Raw genomic sequence first — 18,218 nt, forward strand, 5'->3', positions numbered from 1 at the left:
TGCTCGATGATCACTTTCCGTGCGTGGCCGAAGAAGTCAGTTCGTCGTAGGCCGGCCGATGCAGTGGCGTACGGGTCAGATAGGTAGAGCGCGCAAGGGCGATACTGCCGATGGCCGAGGTGATCAGTTGCAGCGCGATGATGACGATGACCTTGACCAGGTTCGGCACGCTCGGTAGGTGCAGTAGCGCGCCACTGACCACGAAGATGATGCCGATACCGCCGGCGGTACCCACCGCGGACAGCCGGGTGTAGGCGTCCGGAAAGCGCAGCACGCCGAGTGCTGCCGTCGTGAACACGAGGGCGCCGACGACAATGAGGACGTCGCCAGTGACGGTAACCAGAGCATTCATCGTTTCCCCCTGGTGAGCGCGCGAGCTAGGGACAGTGCGCCGAGGAAGCCGACGAGCGCGGTGATCAGGACTATGTCGAAGGTGTAGGTGCTTGCGGCACGAACACCGAACAGCGCGACGAGTCCGACGACCCCGAACAGCAGGAGATCGCCCGCGATCGCCCGGTCAGCCTCGGTTGGTCCGCGGAGCATCCGGTAGGTCGAGGCAAGGCAGGCAACGGTGATGAGCAGGATGCCGATGTCGATACCGATCACGAGCGGCCTCCTCTGCGACGGACGGCATGCAGCATTCGCCCTTCCATATCCCGGAGCTCTGTCCGCAACGCGTCCGCGTCCACGTTGTACATGCCGTGCACGAACAGCACCCGCGCGCCGGCCGGGGTGGTCTCGGTACCCAGCGCCAGTGTTCCCGGCGTGAGCGTGATGAGCGCGGCGAGCAGGGTGAGCTCGGCATCGGTCCGGCAGCGCGTGGCGTAGTGGGCGATACCCGGTGTGGACGCCTGGCCAGGAGTGAGGTTGTCGCGGAGCACAACCGCGCTGGCGACCACGATCTCCTTGGCGAACCAACCGGTGAAGACGAGCAGCCTGATGGGCCAGCTGAGCCAGGTCATGAGTTGATCACCGCCTCGATGTACGCGGTCGGGTCGGCGAGGCCGGCCGCGGCCGTCTGGGACAACGAAAGGAGCAGTTCGGCGCCGAGTCCAAAACCGACGGTGATGGCGGCAAGCAGCACCGCGGGTGCGGCCAGTAGCGCGCCGACGCGCTGTGTCTTCTCCCTGGTCGCGGTGAGCACGGGCGCGGTGCCCAGTTGCCCGCCGTCAGCGACCTCGTCCTTGCCCCAGAAGACGCCGGACCAGATCTTCAGCATGGAAAGCAGCGTGATGAGACTGACCAGCAACATCACCACGGCCGCCGCGATCTGCCCGGCATCAACGGAAGCGATGATCAACGAGAGCTTGGCGACAAACCCGGAGAACGGGGGAAGCCCGGCAAGCGAGAGCGCGGCGATGAAGAACGCGACGGCGATGACCGGCTCGCGTTTGGCGATACCGGACAGTTGTCCGATGGTGCCGGTTCCGTAGCGCACCTCGATCGCCCCTGTGGAAAGGAAGAGCGAAGCTTTGACGATCATGTGGTGCAGCAGATAGAAGATGCCAGCTGTCAACCCGGCCTCGGTGAACAGTGCGACACCGAGCAGGATGTAGCCGATCTGGCTGACCATGTGGAAGGCCAGGATGGACCGCGTCGTGCCGGCGCCAACTGCACCGAACACCCCGATGATCATGGTGGCGCTGAAAATCAGCACACCGATCCACAGCCAGCGGGTATCGCCGTCGAAGACGACCGCGTAGATGCGGTAGATCGCGTAGATCGCGACCTTGGTGTGCAGACCGGAGAACAGCGCGGTGATCGCCGGTGAGGTGGCCGGGTAGGTCCGGGCCAGCCAGCCGTGTACCGGCACGATCGAGGCTTTGATCCCGAGCGCGAACAAGCAGACCAGTACGGCGATGGCCACGGTGTCGTCGGCTTTCGCCGCGGCGGCGAGTTCGGCGAGGTTCACCGTACCCGCGGTGCCGTAGATGAACCCGACTCCGGCGAGGAAGATCGTCGAGGTCAACAGGTTCAGTGTTACGTACAGCCGGGCCCCGGCGATCTGCCGCAGCGCTGCCTTTCCTTGTGCGGCGAGGACAAACAGCCCGTACGAGGGCAGCAGCATGACCTCGATGAAGACGAACAGGTTGAACAGGTCCGCGGTCAGCAGTACCCCGTTCACTCCGGCGAGGAGCACCAGCATCAGCGGGGCGAAGAACCGCGCGGAAGCCTTGCGGGACGCGATGGCGAACACCACGCAGGTGACCGCCAGCAGCCCGGTCACGGTGAGCATGAGCGCGGCGAACATATCGGCCGCGAACGGGATCGCGATTCCGAACGGCCAGGAACCCACGCCGTGCGCGACGGCTCCGCCATCGGCGAAGGCATACACGAGCAGCGCGCTACTGCCTGTTGATCCAATAAGGATGGTGAGCAGTACGGTGGCGTGCAAGCGGGGACGGTGCCCGGTCATCATGAGCACGCCGGCCGCCACCAGTGGCACGGCCACCAGTAGCGCTAGCAATGATCCGATCATGGGTGTTCCTCCGTCCGGGCGCCGTGCCGCGCAGGGCGCGGTTGGCTGGTGCCGTCAGCGGAGTCGGTTGGCCCGTTCGCCGGATCGTTGGCGCCGTCCGTGGTGTCGTCGTTCTCGGTGCCCGTTGCGGAGAGCACCAGCATGAAGATGGTGATCGAGAAGGCGATCACGATCGCGGTCAGCACGAATGCCTGCGGTAGCGGATCGGCCACGGTCGCGGGCTCCTCGGGCGTACCGAACGGCTCGGCACGCCGGGAGGTGCCGCCAGCGGCCATCAGGATCATGTTGCCCGCGTGCCCGAGCAGTACGAAGCCGAGGATCACCCGCAGCATCTCGCGTTTCAGGAACAGGTACACGGCGCCGGCCACAAGTACGCCGGCGGTGATGGCGACGGTCATCGGTAGCTCACCTCCTTGCTCGCGGGTGGTTGGTCGTCGTCGTGCAGGATTCGGTGCCGCCGGCCAAGCAGGTTGAATGCGGCCAGCACGATGCCGATCACGCTGGAGTAGACGCCGATGTCGAACAGCAGCGCGCTGGTCAGCTTGATCCCCAGGATCTCGACGTGTAGCGGGGTGAGGAACGATCCTTCGAGATAGCCGAGGTACCCGGTGCCGGCGCTGATCACGATGCCCGCGCCGATCAACGTCAGGTATGGCCAGCGCACCCGGGCCGCGGAATCGGTGGGGGCGGCGAGATACAGCAAGGTGAACCCGGCCCCGCCGATGAGCGCCGCGATGAACCCGCCACCGGGTTCGTAGTGCCCGCGCAGCAACAGCAGCAGCGAGAGCGCGACGATCACCGGTCCGAGCAGCCGGGTGGTCGTGCGGACGAAGACCGAGTTCGCCCGCGCATCGGCCAGTGGTGTCCCGCGATCGAGGTGCGCGGACCGCACCGCGGTCGGGTGCCTGGAGTGCAGCAGCGCGGCAACCGCGATACCGGCGACGCCGAGCACGGTCAGCTCGCCGAGGGTGTCCATGGCCCGGAAGTCGACCAGGATCGTATTGACGATATTCGATCCGCCGGTGGCTGTTTCGCCTTCGCGGACGAAGAAGGACGCCGCCTCGGACATCTCCCTCCGGCCGGTCAGTGCCCACACCCCAGCTGCCGTCGCGAGGCCGGCGCCGATGGCGATGATCCCGGCGGGGATGCGGTTACGCAGCGGCTGTTTGCCGAATCGGGCGGGTAGCCTGCGCAGCAGTAGCACCATGACGCATACGGTCAGGATCTCCACGAGTAACTGGGTCAGGGCGACATCCGCGGCGCCAAGCACGAAGTACCACAGTGTCATCGCGAAGCCGACCACGCCGATCACCACGATCGCCGCGATCCGCGTTTGTGCGCGCACCGCGGCTACCACGCCGACCAGGACGAGCGCGACCAGTGTCCAGTCCAGCGGTTCGGCTGGGCTTCCCACGATTGGCGGCAGACTGTCCACAGTAAACACCGCGATGAGCGCGATCGCGGATACGCAGATCATCGGGACAGCCAGGTGGTAGCGCGGTGCGCGACTGCCGGCCAGCTCGCCGACGGTCGCGCCGAAGCGGACCACCACCGAACGCAGGGCGTCGACGATGGCCAGGCCGGAGAACGGGAACCGCACTGGGGCGAGAACCGTATCGACCCGGCGCCGTGCGAGTACCAGCATCGTGCCCACACTGAGCACGACCGCCGAGATCGCGAGCGCGGGATTGAGACCATGCCACAGCACCAGCTCGGCCTGTACGGCTTCGCCCGCGGTCGCCGATGCCGCGTCCGAGACTAGACCGTCCAGAACGAACGGTGCGATTCCCGGTGCCAGACCGGCGATGGCTCCCAGTGCCGGCACCGAGTAGAAGGGCGCGGATGCCTCGCGGACGGTGTTGCCGTTCCTGCCGGAGAACGCGCCCAGCACGATCCGCCCGGAGTAGGCGAAGGTCAGCACCGCGGTAGCCGCCCCGAGCGCGGTAACCAGCACCGGAACCCAGCCAGGGCCTGGTGTTTCCAGGAAGGCGGCGAACATGAGTTCCTTGCTCACGAACCCGAGCAGCAGCGGAATCCCGGCCATTGAGGCGGCCGCGAGCCCGAGCACGGTCGCGGTAACCGGCATCCGCAGCCGCAGGCCGGCAAGCTCGCGGATATCGCGCGTACCCGCCCGTTTGTCGATGACACCGATGAGCATGAACAGTGCCGACTTGAACAGCGCGTGCGCCACGGTGTGTACGACTGCCGTGGTGAGCGCCGCCGGGGTACCGATACCGATCATGGCGACAAGCAGACCTAGCTGGCTCATCGTGGAGTAGGCCAGCAGTTCTTTCAGGTCGGTTCGCCGTAGCGCGGCAATGGCTCCAAAAAGGGCGGTCGTCAACCCCGCGGAGATCAGTAGCACCATCCACACGGTTTCGCCGGCGAGTACCGGAGAGAAGCGCAGCAGCAGGTAGATACCTGCCTTGACCATTGCCGCGGCGTGCAGGTACGCCGAGACCGGGGTGATCGCGACCATCGAGTCCGGTAGCCACGACTGGAAAGGGAACTGGGCCGACTTCGTGAAGGCGGCGCCGGCGAGCAGTGCGGCCACCGCGATCGAGAATCCGGCGCTCTCCTGCCAGATCGGGCTGGCCAGTGCCTCGCTCAACCCGGTCGTGCCGGTGCCGACGACGATCACCGCCAGCGCGGCAAGCAGGCTCAGCCCACCGGCGGCCGTTACCAGCAAGGTCCGGATAGCTGGTTCCCTTGCCTTCGGCCCGGACCTGGCGATCAGGAAGAACGAGCACAGCGTTGTCGCTTCCCACGCGACGAACAGCACCACCAGGTTGTCCGCAAGAACCAGCAGCAGCATGGCCGCGGCGAAGGCGGTCATCAGGAGGTAGAACGACCCGTGGTTACCGGATGTGCCGAGATAGCGGGCGGAGTACGCGAGCACACCAGCACCGATGACCAGCACGAGTAGCGAGAACAGCAGGGAAAGGCCGTCCAGCCGCAGCGCGAAGCCGACGTCCAACGTCGGCATCCACGGCAGGTACTGCTCTGCCGTCGTGCCCGGCGCGAAGCCGACGGCAACGCCAAGGAGCACCGCGGCAAGCAGCAATGGCACGGCGAGTAGCCAGCCGGCCGCCCGGCCACTGACGCGTGTCAGTAGCGGAGCGGCGCCGCAAGCAAGAAAAGTGGTTGCAACACACGCAAGAAGCAAGGATCTACCCCGGTTCGGAGGTACACGTCACCCATCGAACCGAATATGCGCAGCGATCTTCGCGAAGCGTCAGATGTGATTCGGCCGATGCTCAGTCAGGCATCGGCGATGTTCGGAGCCGAACCGGCCTGGTTCTCGCCCCACGACGTAATCTGCCCGTTCGTGCCGGGGTGCATGAGGACCCAGAAAATCGGCACGAACGCAGCTTTGCAGTCAACGTCCTTAGTGTACATCGCAAATGAATGTACCAGTATGTCCGTTTTCCGGCAAGGAGTTCGTCCGCGTCGGGCGCTGACCTCGAATGATGTCGTTAGCCGATCTTCGTGCTAAGTGGACTATTGAGCGGTCCGTGCAGGGTCCGACGCGCTTCGTGCATTGTGGACGATGGAATCGCCTCAGGGTGCGGCGGGCTGGCGCACGGCCTGCTCGATCCGAGTCAGTGCTTCGGTCAGGATCGTGGGCGAGGTGGCGAAGTTGAGCCGGATGTGTCCGCTGCCACCGGAGCCGAAAACGTGCCCGGCGTTCACCGCTACCCTGGCCCGCTCCAGGAGAAGTTTGGCCGGACCTTCGAGGTCGGTGACCGCCCCGTTGCCGGTTTGCCGGCCGTGTTCTTCGGGCAGGCCGAGCCGCCGGCAGTCGATCCAGGCCAGATAGGTGCCCTCGGGGCGGGTGTGGTCGAACTCGGGTATCCGCTCGGTGAGGAAGTTGCCAAGCGTGCTCCGGTTGACGTCGAGGCCGGCGAGCAGGGCGTCGAGCCAGTCGCCGGCGGCGGCGAACGCCGCGGTATGCGCGATGATCCCCAGATGGCTGGGGCCATGGCTGACCTCTTCCGGAATGCGGGCGAGGTCGTCGGTCGCGGCGGGGCCGGCAATGGCGAGCGCCGCCTTCAGGCCAGCGAGGTTCCATGCCTTGGAGGCGGACATCAAACTGAAGGCGTCGTCCGCGCCGGCGACGGACAGGTAGGGGACGAAGGTGCTGCCGGGTAGTACGAGCGGGGCGTGGATCTCGTCGGCGATGACCCGCACGCCGTACCGGCTGGCCAGTTCGGCGACGGTCGACAGTTCTGCTCGGGTGTGTACGGCTCCGGTGGGGTTGTGCGGGTTGCTCAGCAGGTAGGTCACGCGCGCGTGCTTGCTGGCCAGGTTCTGGAAGGTATCCGCCAGCCGATCCAGATCGATCCGGCCGGTGGCGGTGAGTGGGGATTCGACCACGCGCCGGTCGGCGTGGCTGGTGAAGGCGAAGAACGGTGGGTATACCGGTGCATTGACTACGACCGGGTCGCCGGGCTCGGTGATCACCCGGAGTACTTCGACGATGCCAAGCATGACGTCGGGCACGATGATCGCCCGGTCTGGCTGGAACCCGTGCCAGCCCCACCGGTTTCGCGCGAACCGCGCTAGGGCGTTGGCGTAGCCGTCGCCGGCAGGGTAGCCGGTGTCGCCCTGGTCGATGGCGTTCTTGAGCGCGTCAACGATCGGTTCGGCGAGTGGTACATCCATCTCGGCGACCCACAGCGGAAGCACGTCGGCGGGGTGCGTGCGCCATTTCTTGCTGGTGCGCTTGCGCAGCTGGTCAAGAGAGAGTTCTTCGAGTGGGTTGCTCGCCATCCGTCGAGCGTATCCGCGCGCGGTGGCGATCGACAGTGGTTCGCGCGGCCGTGCATCCCACCGACTCCGGTGCGGCCGCCCATGGGAAGATCGGGCGCTCGAAGTCCAGCCGAGGAGCGGAGACAGCGGGTGAAATACAGCGATGCGCCCCGGTGCCCCGACGACCAGTACGCCGCCACGCTCCCGGAATGGGCGGCGGATCGGTTCGTCGAAGCATCCTTCGGCCGGTTGACCAAAGTGACGTGCACTCGTGAAGCCGGGTACCACGTGGAAGACTCGCGGACTCGCCGGAACTTTCACCGCTCCAACATCCGCTGAGCGTTCCCGCGCTGTTTCGGAGACCGGCCGGTGCGGCGGGTTAAGCGTCGCGAAGTTCGCGGGGTGTGAGCCCGAAGCGTTCCTTGAACGCGGTGCTGAACCTCGCCGGCGAGGAGAAGCCGCAGTGGTAGGCGAGCTCGGTGATGGGCATCCGGTGATATCCGGGGCTGGAGAGCCGGTCGTGGGCCAGGCTCAGCCGCTCGTTCTTGATCAGGTCTCGGCAGGTCGTTCCGGAGCGCTGCAGGGCGAGCTGGATCTGGCGCACCGACCAGCCGAGCGCGGTGGCGATCAGCTCGCTGTTCAGGTCCGGTTCGTGCGCGTTGTCCCGCACGTACCTGCGGATGGCCCCTTCGATCTCGCTGAAGTGATCGCCCGCGTCGAGCATTTCCGTGCCGACCAGTACGCACACCAGCTGGACCAGCCGGTCGAGCACCGCGTCAAACTCGTGCGCGGACAGCTGGCTGCCCGTGCGCACCGCGCTGTTCAGCAGGTCGTGCACGATGCCGCCCAGCCCGGTCTGCAGGTTGATCGGTGCCACTGGGCCGCAAACCTGGGGTAGCCCTTGCTGGAAGGTGCGGCGCTCGATGGTGATCGCCCGCAGGCTCGCGTACGGCGTGTGGGTGACGTCGAACGGCTGGTTGGTGGCGACAAGGGCGCCGTGGCCAGGCCGCAGGCTGGTCCTGGACGCCTCGATATCGATCTCGGCCGTGCCCGAGGTAGGGACGAAAAAGATGTACGCGTCGATACCGTCTTGCCGCATATGCCGGGCATCCCTGCGGTAGCGCACCCTCGGTGACTGCCAAGCGAGTACCTGGTTGCGGTCGGTACGCAGCCGTTGCAGGTCGCTTGTCCCGGCCCCATCGGGGAAATCGCAGGTCATCGTGCACTGGTAGGTCGTGACGATCTGCCGCCAGCGTTCCCGCGAGTCACCGGGCGTCAACCCTTGGGTTGACGACGCGTCGGTGCACAGTGCGGTCTCTGGCACGGCTGTCACCGATCCTTCCGGTCACTTCGCCTGGGCATCCATAGCGTAGCCCCTCGCACAAATTCCGTCGGCGTGTCGACTGTGCCTAGGCGCCACCACCTGGTGTCGGGCCGGTCCATTGTTGCGGCCCAGCGCGGCTCATAGCGTCAACCAATGGACCTTGCGAGCCTCATCCGTTCCGCGGCCAAACACCATGCGGACCGTCCCGCGATCATCTGCTCCGGTGCGAGCCAGAGCTACGCGCAGGTCTACCGGCGCTCGTGCCAGCTGGGCAACGCGCTGGCCGGGTTGGGCGTCGCGGAGGGCGAACGCGTCGCCACGCTGACCGACAACAGCCCCGAGTCGCTCGAGTTGATCCTGGGTATCGCGCTCGGTGGTTACGTGCGCGCCTCGCTGTACACGCACAACAGCGCAGACACGAACCTGTACCTGCTGGACCTGGTCGGGGCAAGCGTGCTGATCGTGCAGCGGCAGCACTATGACGCCATTGCCCCGCATCTGGCCGGCGCCCACACGCTGCGGCACGTCCTGGTGCTGGACGGCACCGCACCCAGCGGTGCCCGTGACTACGAAGCGCTGCTGGCCGATGCTCCAGCCACGGACCGCGGCATCGAGATGTCGCCGGACGAGCCGCAGACCATCCGGTTCTCCGCGGGAACCACCGGAAAGCCGAAGGGAATCATGCACTCGGTGCGGGCATGGACCGGGGTTGGCACCGAGATGGCGACGATCCTGCCCGAGCTGACCTCCGAGGACCGCTACCTCGCCGGCGGTCCGCTGTCCCACGCTACGATCATGGCGGTGCTCCCGGTGCTCGCCGCCGGTGGCGCCGTCGTCGTGCTGCGCGCGTTCGAGCCGGCGGCGTTTCTCGAAGCGATCGAGCAATACCGCTGCACGCTGACCTTCGGTGTGCCGACCATGGTGCAGCTCGTCGCGCAGCATCCCGCCGCGGGCACCACCGACCTCAGCAGCCTGCGGGCCATCGTCTACGGCGGTTCGCCGATGACCGAGACCGCGCTACGCGAAGCACGCTCTGTTTTCGGCGACATCCTGCGGCAGCTGTACGGGCAGAGCGAAGGGGCCCCGGTGACGTTCCTGAGCCCGGCGGACCACGTCGAACAGGACGGCAAGTACCTGCGGTCCGCTGGCCGGCCGACCGCCAACACACGCCTCACGATCGTCGGCGCGGACGGTACGCCGCTACCTCAGGGCGAGGTCGGCGAGATCGCCTTCGACAACCCGAGCGCGTTCACCGAGATCTGGGGCGATCCGGATGCGACCCGCGCACGCAAGCTTGCCGACGGTTCGGTGCTGACCCGCGATATGGGCTACGTGGATGCGGACGGCTATCTGTTCATCACTGACCGCAAGGAAGACATGATCATCTCCGGCGGTTTCAACGTCTGGCCAGCGGAGGTGGAGAACGCCCTCGTTGCTCACCCAGCGGTACAGGAGGCCGCGGTGGTCGGGGTGCCGCACGACAAATGGGGCGAAACGCCGATGGCGCTGGTCGTGCTGGCCGAGGGGGCCAACGTGAGCGAGGAAGACCTGATCGCCTGGACGCGAGCGCGGCTCGGGCCGGTCAAGCGGGTCACCAGTGTCCAGTTCGGCACGGAACTCCCGAAAAGCGGCGTCGGCAAGGTGCTCCGCCGGTCGGTGCGCGATCAGTACGGTCCCACCAAGTGACCGCAAGATCCCTACTAGCCCGAACTTGCCCGAGGAGCGGGTGCGGCATCGACCGGCACGGTCGGGTCGCTGGACAGGGGAGTACTCGACCGTGGTTGCAGCCGCACCATGGGCGCCAGCTCCACCGCTACCCGCAGGGCGAGACTGGCCGGATCGACCCGCCTGCCGAGCATTGCCTCGATTCGCTCCACCCGCTTCACCACCGTGTTGGGATGGACATGCAAACGCCGCGCGGCCCGCGTCGGGCTGGCCAGCTCGTTGAGGTACACCCGCAGCGTCTCGAGCAGCCGGCCGGCGAGCTCGTCCGTGCCAGCCAGTTTGTCCAGCTGGCGGTGGACAAACGCGCTCGCCGAGCACAGGTCCCTTGAGGCCAGCGAAGCGATGGCCACATCGTCGAACAGCACGGCCCGGTTGCCGCGCGCCAGGCCGGTGGTCTCGCCCACCCTGCGGGCCTCGAGCGCGTCGCGGTGACTTGCCCGGAACCCGTCGGCGCCCTGCTGCGGCGAGCCCCAGGCGCAGTGGATGCCTTCCGGCAGGCGATAACCGCGCAGGATCTCGAGCCAACTGCCGTTATGGCAAGTGATCCAGCCGAACTGGGTGCGCTCCCCGGCGGGCACGCTGAGATGCTGACGTGGTCGCAGGTGCTCGCTCAGCGTCGCCAGTGCCGTGTCCAATCTGTCCAGGTCGGACAATTCGTCAACCCAGGCAACATAGCCGACATGGACCGCATTCAGGTCGTACCCGAGAGCCTGTTCGGCGGCAGTGGTGGTGACCGACCCGTTCAGTAGCCCGTTGACCACCGTCGAGCGTTGGGACATCGCTCGCCGCTCGAGCAGCGCTCGCTCCGTGGCGTACGCGGACGCGGTTTCGTTGCTGGCGAGCTGGAAGTAGGCGAACAGCTGGGCCGAGGCCTGTTCAAGTACCTCCGCCCGCCGCTCCTTCGCAACATGGAACGGTCCCTCGCGTAACGCGGCGGTGAGCCGCTGCCACACGCCGGCGTGAATCTTCTCGAAGGCGCGCAACAACGCGGGCAGGGACGGGACGTCCTGCCTGGCAAGTGCGCGGGTGTGCCTGCTGATAAACGCGGGCAGGGTCAGCTCGCCTTCCAGCGGTGAACGGTTAAGGCCGTCGGCGAGCGCGATCAGGTGCACCCGCACCGAGTGTCTGATCTCGGCACGCGGATCATCCCGCGCGACCGCGAGCTCAGGGAGCTCAGCCAGCTCGCCGTCTACAAGGGAATCGAGCAGGGCGTCGAGTTCCGTATCGAGCCAGCGCGCCACCCACTGCAAGGGCGGTGCCTGCTGGCGCTCGATCGTCATTGACCTGACCATCTCGGCAGGCTAGCCAGCGCGACCTTGCACGACATTCCGTCCCGCGCAGGCAACTTCTCCTCTGGCGCAGGATTGCCGGCGTTGTCCGGCGGCGCCACCGAATGGTGTCCGCACACGCTATTGAGCGGCTCCGTACTGGTGACGAAGGTTATGCGGTGCCGCACACGACGCGGGCCGCTCTCTCGTGGAGTGTCTGGAGAGGAGTGACATGGCGGGCATCACGATCGATATCGACACGGGGGGTACGTTCACCGATGGGTTTGTCGTGCGGGACGGGATCGCACACACCATCAAGACGCTGACGACCCCACACGATCTCGCGGTGTGCTTCCGCGAAACCATGGCGAACGCCGCGCAGGCCTTAGGTATGACCGTACCGGACATGCTGCGCGAGACGGTCTCGGTGCGCTACGCCACCACGGTGGGCACGAACACCGTGGTGCAGCGGCGTGGGCCACGGATCGGGTTGCTCACCGATGCTGAGTTGCCTGCCGCGGACAAGGACCCCGGCGTTCGCATGTTCGTCGAGCCCGCCATGGTAGCGGAGCTGCCGGCGAGCAACGGCGCGGCCGGAGCGCCCGCGCTACCCGCGTTGCGGGGCCTGTTGCAGGACGGCGCTCGCGGACTGGTCGTCGCCTGCTCGGACGACGCCGCCGAGGACGAATCCGCCGTCGCGGATACCTTCGCCGAGCACTATCCGAAGCATTGCCTTGATTCCGTGCCACTGCTGCGCGCGGGCGAGGTCGCCGCCGATCCGGATGCGGCGCGCCGCCGGTCGACGGCGTTGTTCAACGCTTACCTGCATCCGGACGTGGCCGACTTCCTCTACCGCGCGGAGGACTACCTGCGTGCGCAGGGCTACCAGCGTCCACTCCGGATCGTGCACAACGACGGCGGTGCCGCGCGGGTGGCCAGGACCATCGCGGGGAAGACCTACAACTCGGGTCCGATGGCCGGTCTGCTCGGTGCGCAAACAGTCGCCCGGCACTACGGTTTCGGGGACCTGGTCACCCTGGACATGGGTGGAACCAGCCTCGATGTCGGGATCCTGCGCGCGGGCGAGGTTCCGATGCGCGAGCGCGGCAGGGTGGAGGATGTGGAGATATCCTTCCCTCTCCCGGATCTGGTTCCACTTGGTGTGGGTGGTGGCTCGATCGCGTGGCTGGACGGTTCCGAGCTTCGGGTCGGCCCGCGTAGCGCCGGGGCGCTGCCCGGTCCAGCCTGTTTCGGGTTCGGTGGTACCGAGCCGACGATCACCGACGCGGATGTGATCGCCGGCGTGCTCCGTCCGGAGTCCTTCCTGGACGGCAGCATGCGGATCGACCGCAAGGCCGCGGAACGAGCCTTTGAACCACTGGCGAAGGAACTTGGCCTGAGCGTGCCGGACGCGGCCGAGCGGGTGCTGGCGGTCGTGCACAAGGAAGCCGGCTCCAGGCTGGCCGAGGAACTGCGACAGCGGGGCATTGACCCGGCTTCGGTTGCCGCGCTGGGGTTCGGCGGAAACGGCGCCACGCACGGCGTCGCGATTGCTGCGGCAGCAGGAATCCAGGAACTGGTTGTGCTCCCGTTCGCGCCGGTGTTCTCCGCCTACGGCGCCTCCACTGTGGATATTCGGCATCGGCACGAGTCCGTGGCCGGCGAGTTGAGCACGCAGACCCTGACCACTCGGGTGCTACGGGACATGCGCAGTGAAGGAATACCTGAGCAGGACGTCGAAGTGGCGGTGTCCCAGTTCGAGCGCGACGGCGTGGCCTGGGAGCGGGTCGAGGCCAGCTACCAGCTCCCGCACGTTGGTCTGGCCCAGCCTGGAACTGACTCCGCCGCCGCATCCGCGGGCAGCGCGCAACAGCCGGTTCGCTGGGCCGGGCACGGCGAGCTGGCGACCACCGTGCTGGACGGCGCGGCACTACGGGGCGGCGACTCGCTTGCCGGACCCGCACTCGTCGACTCGTCGGCGACCACCTGTGCGGTGCCGCCCGGCTGGACAGTGGCGCGCGACGAGAACGGCGCCCTGCGCCTGACGTCTCTGGCAAGGAGTAACTGATGAGCAGCCAACGACTCCGGGTTACCGAGAACCTGCAGATCGACCCCGAGACCGAAACCTGGCACTGCGAGCGCTGCGGCCACGCTATCGGGCCCGCTCGGGAGAACTACAAACGTGGGCTCCTGCTCTACGACCGGGACCCCAGGGAGGTCCACCCACCGCAATTCGAGGGCTCGCACGACTTCGCGCCAGATCCGGCCTGGTGTCGCATCGTGGAGTACTACTGCCCCGGTTGCGCGACCCAGGTTGAGACCGAGTACCTGCCACCCGGCCACCCGTTGACCCATGACATCCAGGTTGACGTGGACGCACTGCTGGCAAGGGCGTCGGAAATCCGCGAAGGGCAGGCAGGCTGATGGAGATCAATGTCGATATTGGCGGGACCTTCACCGACTGTCTTGCCACGGCCGACGACGGCACCATCCGTACGGCAAAGGCGCTGACTACGCATCACGACCTCTCGATCGGCTTTCTCCGCGCGGTAGCAGACATCGCCGATGCGGCGCAGACCGATGTCGACGGCCTTCTCGAATCCACTCAGGCAATCCGGTACGCGACGACGCTCGGTACCAACGCACTGATCGAGCGCAACGGGCCAAGGCTCGGACTGCTCTCAACCCGAGGCCACGAAGACACCGTCCCTATTGGACGATGCAGGCAGTGGGCCGACGGGTTGCCGGCGACCGCGACCAGGGACCTCTCCCGCGCGCAGCGCCCGGTACCGCTGATCGAGCCGGAGCAGATCGCGGCGCTGACCGAGCGGATCGACTCGCGTGGTCACGTGCTCATGCCGCTCGATCGGGAGGAGATCCGCGACCGCATCGGCGATCTGGTCGACCAGGGCGTACGCGGGTTCGTCGTCTGTCTACTCAACGCGCACCTCAACCCGGAGCACGAGAAGCTGGTGCGGACCGTTATCGAGGAGGAGTACCCCAGCGTCTACCTCGGCCGGTTCCCGACGATCCTCTCGCACGAGGTGTCCCAGCGCTCCGGCGAGTACGCGCGATCGATGACGGCCACCATCAATGCCTACCTGCACCGGTTCACCTCCGACCGGCTGTCCTCGCTGCGCGACGAGCTGCGCGGGCGTGGTTACCGGGGCGAGCTGCTGCTGGTGCACAACAGTGGCGGGATGGGCAGTCTCGCGGCGACAACGCCGATCCAGACCGTCCACGCTGGACCGGTGTCCGGGTTGTATGGCTCGCGGCACGTGGCGCAGAGTCGTGGCTTCGACAAGGTTGTCACCACCGATATGGGTGGAACCTCGTTCGACGTGGGGATCGTGGTGGACGGGTCCGTCCGGTTCTACGAGTTCAACCCGGTCATCGACCGCTGGCATGTGCAGATCCCGATGATGGATATCGCCGCGATCGGTGCCGGCGGCGGTTCGATCGCCAGGGTTGACCCGATCACCGGCATCGCCGTCGGCCCGGAGTCCGCGGGTTCCAACCCCGGCCCTGCCTGCTACGGCCAGGGCGGGACCGAACCAACCGTCACCGACGCGAATCTGGTGCTTGGCTACCTGGATCCGGACAACTATCACGGCGGCAAGTTGCCCCTGGACCGCAGGCGGGCCGAGCGGGCGATCGAACGCCGGATCGCCAAACCCCTTGGGGTTTCGGTGGTCGAGGCGGCTCGGCGGATTCGCAAGGTTGTCGACGAGGCGATGGGTGCCGAGATCTTCAAGGGCGTCACGGTCAAGGGCTATGACCCGCGTGAGTTCACCGTGTTCTCCTTCGGCGGTGGCGGACCGATGCACGCCTGCGGCTACGCGCGGGCACTGGACGCCAGCAAGGTCGTGGTTCCCCCGCACAGCTCGGTGTTCTCCGCATCGGGCGCGGCCGGCCTCGAACGGCTGCACATCTACGAGCGATCGGCGTGGATGGTGCTGTTCAACCCGCTGGTGAAGCAGGTGTTCAGCGACTTCGACGCGTTCAACTCGATCGTCGACGAGTTCACTGAGCGGGCCGTGACCGACTTCGCTGGGCAGGGGTACGGGCGCGACGACATCGAGACCGTGGTCGAGCTCGATATGCGCTCGACCGGTCAACTCTACGTCATCACCATTGCCAGTCCGGTACGCAGGCTGGAGACCCAGGATGACCTCGCCGCGATCATCAAGGCCTACTTCGCGGAGTACGGCGACCGGTTCGGTGACCTCGCGCTGACCAAGGAGATCGGCATCTCGGTCGACGCCATCCGGGTGCGGGCATGGATTCCACGCCCCGCGCCACGGCTGACGGAGCGGGCGGCGAGCGGCGAGCCCGTCAGCGTCGCCTGGAAGGCAAGCAAGGAATGCTGGTGGGCTAATTCGGAGCAGGCCCTGCCTACCGAGGTCTATGACTACGCGGCGCTTGGTCCCGGCCACCGGGTGACCGGCCCCGCGATCGTCGAGGCCGCGAACAGCAACATCGTCGTTGAGCCGGGGTGGGCCGGCGAGATGGATGGATACGGGTTCTTCACGATGCGGCAGGAGGGCAACTCATGAGTACTGCTGAGTCGAGCACCGAGCAGTTCTTCACCGATCTGCTGAACAACCAGCCCGTGATGTACGAGCCGGACCAGGAGATCAACGCCGAGTACCGGCTGCGCCCGCGTACCGAGCGCGAGGACGAGGCACTTGCCGCGATCACCGACCCGGCCGATCTTGCCGTTGGGCTGAGCAGGGTCGAGGCGGTACTGCAGTCATCGATCGAGATGATGCAGCAGATCAGCGCCTCCGCGGCGGCGAAATGGGGCGACCTGATCGTCGGCATCTACACCAGGGAAGGCGATTTCGCGGTAGCCACCTCGAGCGGGGTGAACATGTTCTCCGCGACCACCTCCTCGGTGCCGAAGTTCATTGCCCGCTACTGGGCCGACGAGCCGACTGTCGGTGTCGCCGAGGGCGACGTGTTCTACCACAACGACGCGAACTACGGCGGTACCCACAATCCCGACCACACCCTGCTCATCCCGTTGTTCTGGCAGGGCGAGCACATCGCGTGGATCGGGGCGATCATTCATGAGGGCGAGAACGGCGCCGCGATCGACCAGGGTGGTTTCTCGGTACGCGCGACCACCAAGTACGGCGAAGGTATCCGGATCCCACCGATGAAGATCGGGGAGAACTACATCGTCCGGCGCGATGTGGTGAACCTCTTCCAGAATCAGGTTCGCGATCCGATGCTGTGGCTCACCGATATCCGGTCGAAGCTCGCCTCCGCGCGTGCGGTTGAGCGCAGGCTGCAGGACTTCATGGGGGAGCGCTCACCGGAACTGCTCATCGCGACCATGCGATCGGTGCTCGAAACGACCGAGGCCGAGGTGCGGCGCCGGATCGCGGCCTGGCCCGATGGCGTTTATCGCGCCGCGCACTTCGCGGACAACACGCTGATGGAAGAGCGGCTGTTCAAACTGTCGGTCGAGTTGGACAAGCGTGGCGACAAACTCACCATCCGTACCAAGGGAAGTTCGCCGTCGATCGATCGCGCGCTGAACGCGCAGGCGCATTTCACCCGTGCGATCGTGGGCAATCTGTTCATGAACTTCATGTACGGTGACCTGCCACGTACGGCGGGGTTCATCGCGGCGCTCGACTACGAGCTGGAACCGGGTTCGATCGTCACCGCTGGCCCGGATCAGCCAAGTTCGCTGTCGCTGCTGACGATGTTCTCGCTGAACTCCGCGCTTCACCAAGCGGTCACCAAGGCGATGTACGCGGTTCCCGGTGTGGCCAAGCCGATGGCGCCCTGGTATCCGCAGGTCCCCACATTGCAGTACGGCGGGCTTACCCAGCATATGCAGGTCTATGCGAACGTCTCGACCGAGATGAACGCGGCAGGCGGTGGGGCGCTGCACGATCGCGATGGCGAACATGCGGCCGGCCCGATCTTCGCGCCGGTGTCGGACTGGGGCGAGATGGAGGGTCGTGAGGCCGAGCTCCCGCTGCTCGGGTTGTGGCGATGCATCCCGGCGGACAACCACGGTTTTGGCAAGTTCCGTGGTGGGGCTTCGGTCGAATGGGCGTACATGCTGTACGGCAGCCAGATGTTCGGCATGGGAATCACCAGCATGGGCGGGCGGTTCCCGGTCACCGGCGGGATGTTCGGCGGCTACGGCGGTTCCTGCACGCCACTGATCAGGATCAGGCCGGATGGCGGCGTGGATGCCGTGCGGCAGTGGCTTGTGGACGGTGGTAAGGGCCTGACCTACGAGGGATCGTCGATGGTGGCGAACCAGCCGATCGCGGGTGAGTACCTTGTGGACCATCCGATGCAGCCGGCGGACCCACGAGTCGAAGGCGATATCTGGATTCAGCGCGTCGGCGGTGGTGGCGGTTACGGCGATCCGCTGGAACGTGACCCCGAAGCGGCCATGCAGGATCTGCGGCGCGGGCTGATCAGCCCGGCCGTCGCCAGCGAGGTCTACCAGCTGGTGTGGGACGAGGAACGCATGGAGGCCGATATCGAGGCCACCGAAGCCGCACGGGCGCGGGAACGTCAGGCGCGACTCGCGCGGGGGCGCTCCTACGACGAGTTCGTCGAGGCGTGGCGGGTCGATTCGCCACCCGAGCATCTTGGCTACCTCGGTTCCTGGGATTGGGAAGACGACGAAGGATGA

General features: G+C 66.5%; 15 protein-coding genes. 5 read left to right on the forward strand and 10 right to left on the reverse strand.

The genetic code is table 11. The features are described 5' to 3' along the window. Positions 1–10: 10 nt before the first annotated feature. The 9 genes from EV191_RS13775 to EV191_RS13810 all read right to left on the reverse strand — a co-directional run bounded on the left by EV191_RS13775 (position 11) and on the right by EV191_RS13810 (position 8,564). Positions 11–352 (reverse strand): cation:proton antiporter, encoded by a 342-nt coding sequence (locus EV191_RS13775; protein ID WP_132877444.1) that lies wholly within the window; start codon positions 350–352, stop codon positions 11–13. Then, positions 349–606 (reverse strand): MrpF/PhaF family protein, encoded by a 258-nt coding sequence (locus tag EV191_RS13780; RefSeq protein ID WP_132877445.1) that lies wholly within the window; start codon positions 604–606, stop codon positions 349–351. The genes EV191_RS13775 and EV191_RS13780 overlap by 4 nt, the downstream gene beginning before the upstream one ends. Further along, a complete protein-coding gene (locus EV191_RS13785; protein WP_132877446.1) occupies positions 603–962 on the reverse strand; it encodes a Na+/H+ antiporter subunit E in 360 nt (119 codons plus the stop codon). Before EV191_RS13785 ends, EV191_RS13780 begins: the two co-directional genes overlap by 4 nt. After that, complete coding sequence (locus EV191_RS13790; protein ID WP_132877447.1) at positions 959–2,479, reverse strand: monovalent cation/H+ antiporter subunit D family protein; 1,521 nt, start codon at positions 2,477–2,479, stop codon at positions 959–961. Before EV191_RS13790 ends, EV191_RS13785 begins: the two co-directional genes overlap by 4 nt. Beyond that, positions 2,476–2,877, reverse strand: a complete 402-nt coding sequence (locus EV191_RS13795; protein ID WP_132877448.1) for a sodium:proton antiporter — start codon at positions 2,875–2,877, stop codon at positions 2,476–2,478. Before EV191_RS13795 ends, EV191_RS13790 begins: the two co-directional genes overlap by 4 nt. Continuing rightward, a complete protein-coding gene (locus EV191_RS13800) occupies positions 2,874–5,645 on the reverse strand; it encodes a DUF4040 family protein (RefSeq protein ID WP_132877449.1) in 2,772 nt (923 codons plus the stop codon). Before EV191_RS13800 ends, EV191_RS13795 begins: the two co-directional genes overlap by 4 nt. Positions 5,646–5,740: 95 nt before the next feature. Beyond that, a complete protein-coding gene (locus EV191_RS30090) occupies positions 5,741–5,878 on the reverse strand; it encodes a hypothetical protein (RefSeq protein WP_165912952.1) in 138 nt (45 codons plus the stop codon). 162 nt (positions 5,879–6,040) lie between these two features. Further along, positions 6,041–7,252, reverse strand: coding sequence for a MalY/PatB family protein (locus EV191_RS13805; protein WP_132877450.1), 1,212 nt, complete (start codon positions 7,250–7,252; stop codon positions 6,041–6,043). Between the two features lie 358 nt (positions 7,253–7,610). Next, positions 7,611–8,564 carry an AraC family transcriptional regulator gene (locus EV191_RS13810; RefSeq protein ID WP_132877451.1) on the reverse strand — a complete coding sequence of 318 codons (954 nt, stop codon included), beginning with the start codon at positions 8,562–8,564 and terminating at the stop codon, positions 7,611–7,613. A 144-nt stretch (positions 8,565–8,708) separates the two neighbouring features. On the opposite strand from EV191_RS13810, the gene EV191_RS13815 reads away from it, so the two are divergent. Further along, positions 8,709–10,241 carry a class I adenylate-forming enzyme family protein gene (locus tag EV191_RS13815; RefSeq protein ID WP_132877452.1) on the forward strand — a complete coding sequence of 511 codons (1,533 nt, stop codon included), beginning with the start codon at positions 8,709–8,711 and terminating at the stop codon, positions 10,239–10,241. 14 nt (positions 10,242–10,255) lie between these two features. Here EV191_RS13815 and EV191_RS13820 read toward each other — a convergent pair whose 3' ends face one another. Continuing rightward, positions 10,256–11,572 carry a PucR family transcriptional regulator gene (locus EV191_RS13820; protein ID WP_132877453.1) on the reverse strand — a complete coding sequence of 439 codons (1,317 nt, stop codon included), beginning with the start codon at positions 11,570–11,572 and terminating at the stop codon, positions 10,256–10,258. A gap of 208 nt (positions 11,573–11,780) precedes the next feature. Between EV191_RS13820 and EV191_RS13825 the strand changes: the two genes are divergently transcribed. From EV191_RS13825 to EV191_RS13840, 4 genes are read left to right on the forward strand one after another with little or no spacing between them, the layout of a single operon-like run. Then, on the forward strand, positions 11,781–13,616 hold the full coding sequence (locus EV191_RS13825) for a hydantoinase/oxoprolinase family protein (RefSeq protein ID WP_132877454.1): 1,836 nt from the start codon (positions 11,781–11,783) through the stop codon (positions 13,614–13,616). Continuing rightward, positions 13,616–13,972 (forward strand): acetone carboxylase subunit gamma, encoded by a 357-nt coding sequence (locus EV191_RS13830; protein ID WP_132877455.1) that lies wholly within the window; start codon positions 13,616–13,618, stop codon positions 13,970–13,972. The genes EV191_RS13825 and EV191_RS13830 overlap by 1 nt, the downstream gene beginning before the upstream one ends. Next, entirely contained in the window at positions 13,972–16,104 is a 2,133-nt protein-coding gene (locus EV191_RS13835) for a hydantoinase/oxoprolinase family protein (RefSeq protein ID WP_207894529.1), read from the forward strand. Before EV191_RS13830 ends, EV191_RS13835 begins: the two co-directional genes overlap by 1 nt. Then, on the forward strand, positions 16,101–18,218 hold the full coding sequence (locus EV191_RS13840) for a hydantoinase B/oxoprolinase family protein (protein ID WP_132877457.1): 2,118 nt from the start codon (positions 16,101–16,103) through the stop codon (positions 18,216–18,218). The genes EV191_RS13835 and EV191_RS13840 overlap by 4 nt, the downstream gene beginning before the upstream one ends.

The organism is Tamaricihabitans halophyticus, assembly GCF_004340875.1.
GTDB classification, from domain to species: Bacteria; Actinomycetota; Actinomycetes; order Mycobacteriales; family Pseudonocardiaceae; genus Tamaricihabitans; species Tamaricihabitans halophyticus.

Excerpts from the sequence above, each read along its gene's own strand:
- EV191_RS13775 (WP_132877444.1), bottom strand. The coding sequence starts at position 352 with ATGAATGCTCTGGTTACCGTCACTGGCGACGTCCTCATTGTCGTCGGC.
- EV191_RS13785 (WP_132877446.1), bottom strand. The coding sequence starts at position 962 with ATGACCTGGCTCAGCTGGCCCATCAGGCTGCTCGTCTTCACCGGTTGG.
- EV191_RS13790 (WP_132877447.1), bottom strand. The coding sequence starts at position 2,479 with ATGATCGGATCATTGCTAGCGCTACTGGTGGCCGTGCCACTGGTGGCG.
- EV191_RS13795 (WP_132877448.1), bottom strand. The coding sequence starts at position 2,877 with ATGACCGTCGCCATCACCGCCGGCGTACTTGTGGCCGGCGCCGTGTAC.
- EV191_RS30090 (WP_165912952.1), bottom strand. The coding sequence starts at position 5,878 with ATGTACACTAAGGACGTTGACTGCAAAGCTGCGTTCGTGCCGATTTTC.
- EV191_RS13805 (WP_132877450.1), bottom strand. The coding sequence starts at position 7,252 with ATGGCGAGCAACCCACTCGAAGAACTCTCTCTTGACCAGCTGCGCAAG.
- EV191_RS13815 (WP_132877452.1), top strand. The coding sequence starts at position 8,709 with ATGGACCTTGCGAGCCTCATCCGTTCCGCGGCCAAACACCATGCGGAC.
- EV191_RS13820 (WP_132877453.1), bottom strand. The coding sequence starts at position 11,572 with ATGGTCAGGTCAATGACGATCGAGCGCCAGCAGGCACCGCCCTTGCAG.
- EV191_RS13825 (WP_132877454.1), top strand. The coding sequence starts at position 11,781 with ATGGCGGGCATCACGATCGATATCGACACGGGGGGTACGTTCACCGAT.
- EV191_RS13830 (WP_132877455.1), top strand. The coding sequence starts at position 13,616 with ATGAGCAGCCAACGACTCCGGGTTACCGAGAACCTGCAGATCGACCCC.
- EV191_RS13835 (WP_207894529.1), top strand. The coding sequence starts at position 13,972 with ATGGAGATCAATGTCGATATTGGCGGGACCTTCACCGACTGTCTTGCC.
- EV191_RS13840 (WP_132877457.1), top strand. The coding sequence starts at position 16,101 with ATGAGTACTGCTGAGTCGAGCACCGAGCAGTTCTTCACCGATCTGCTG.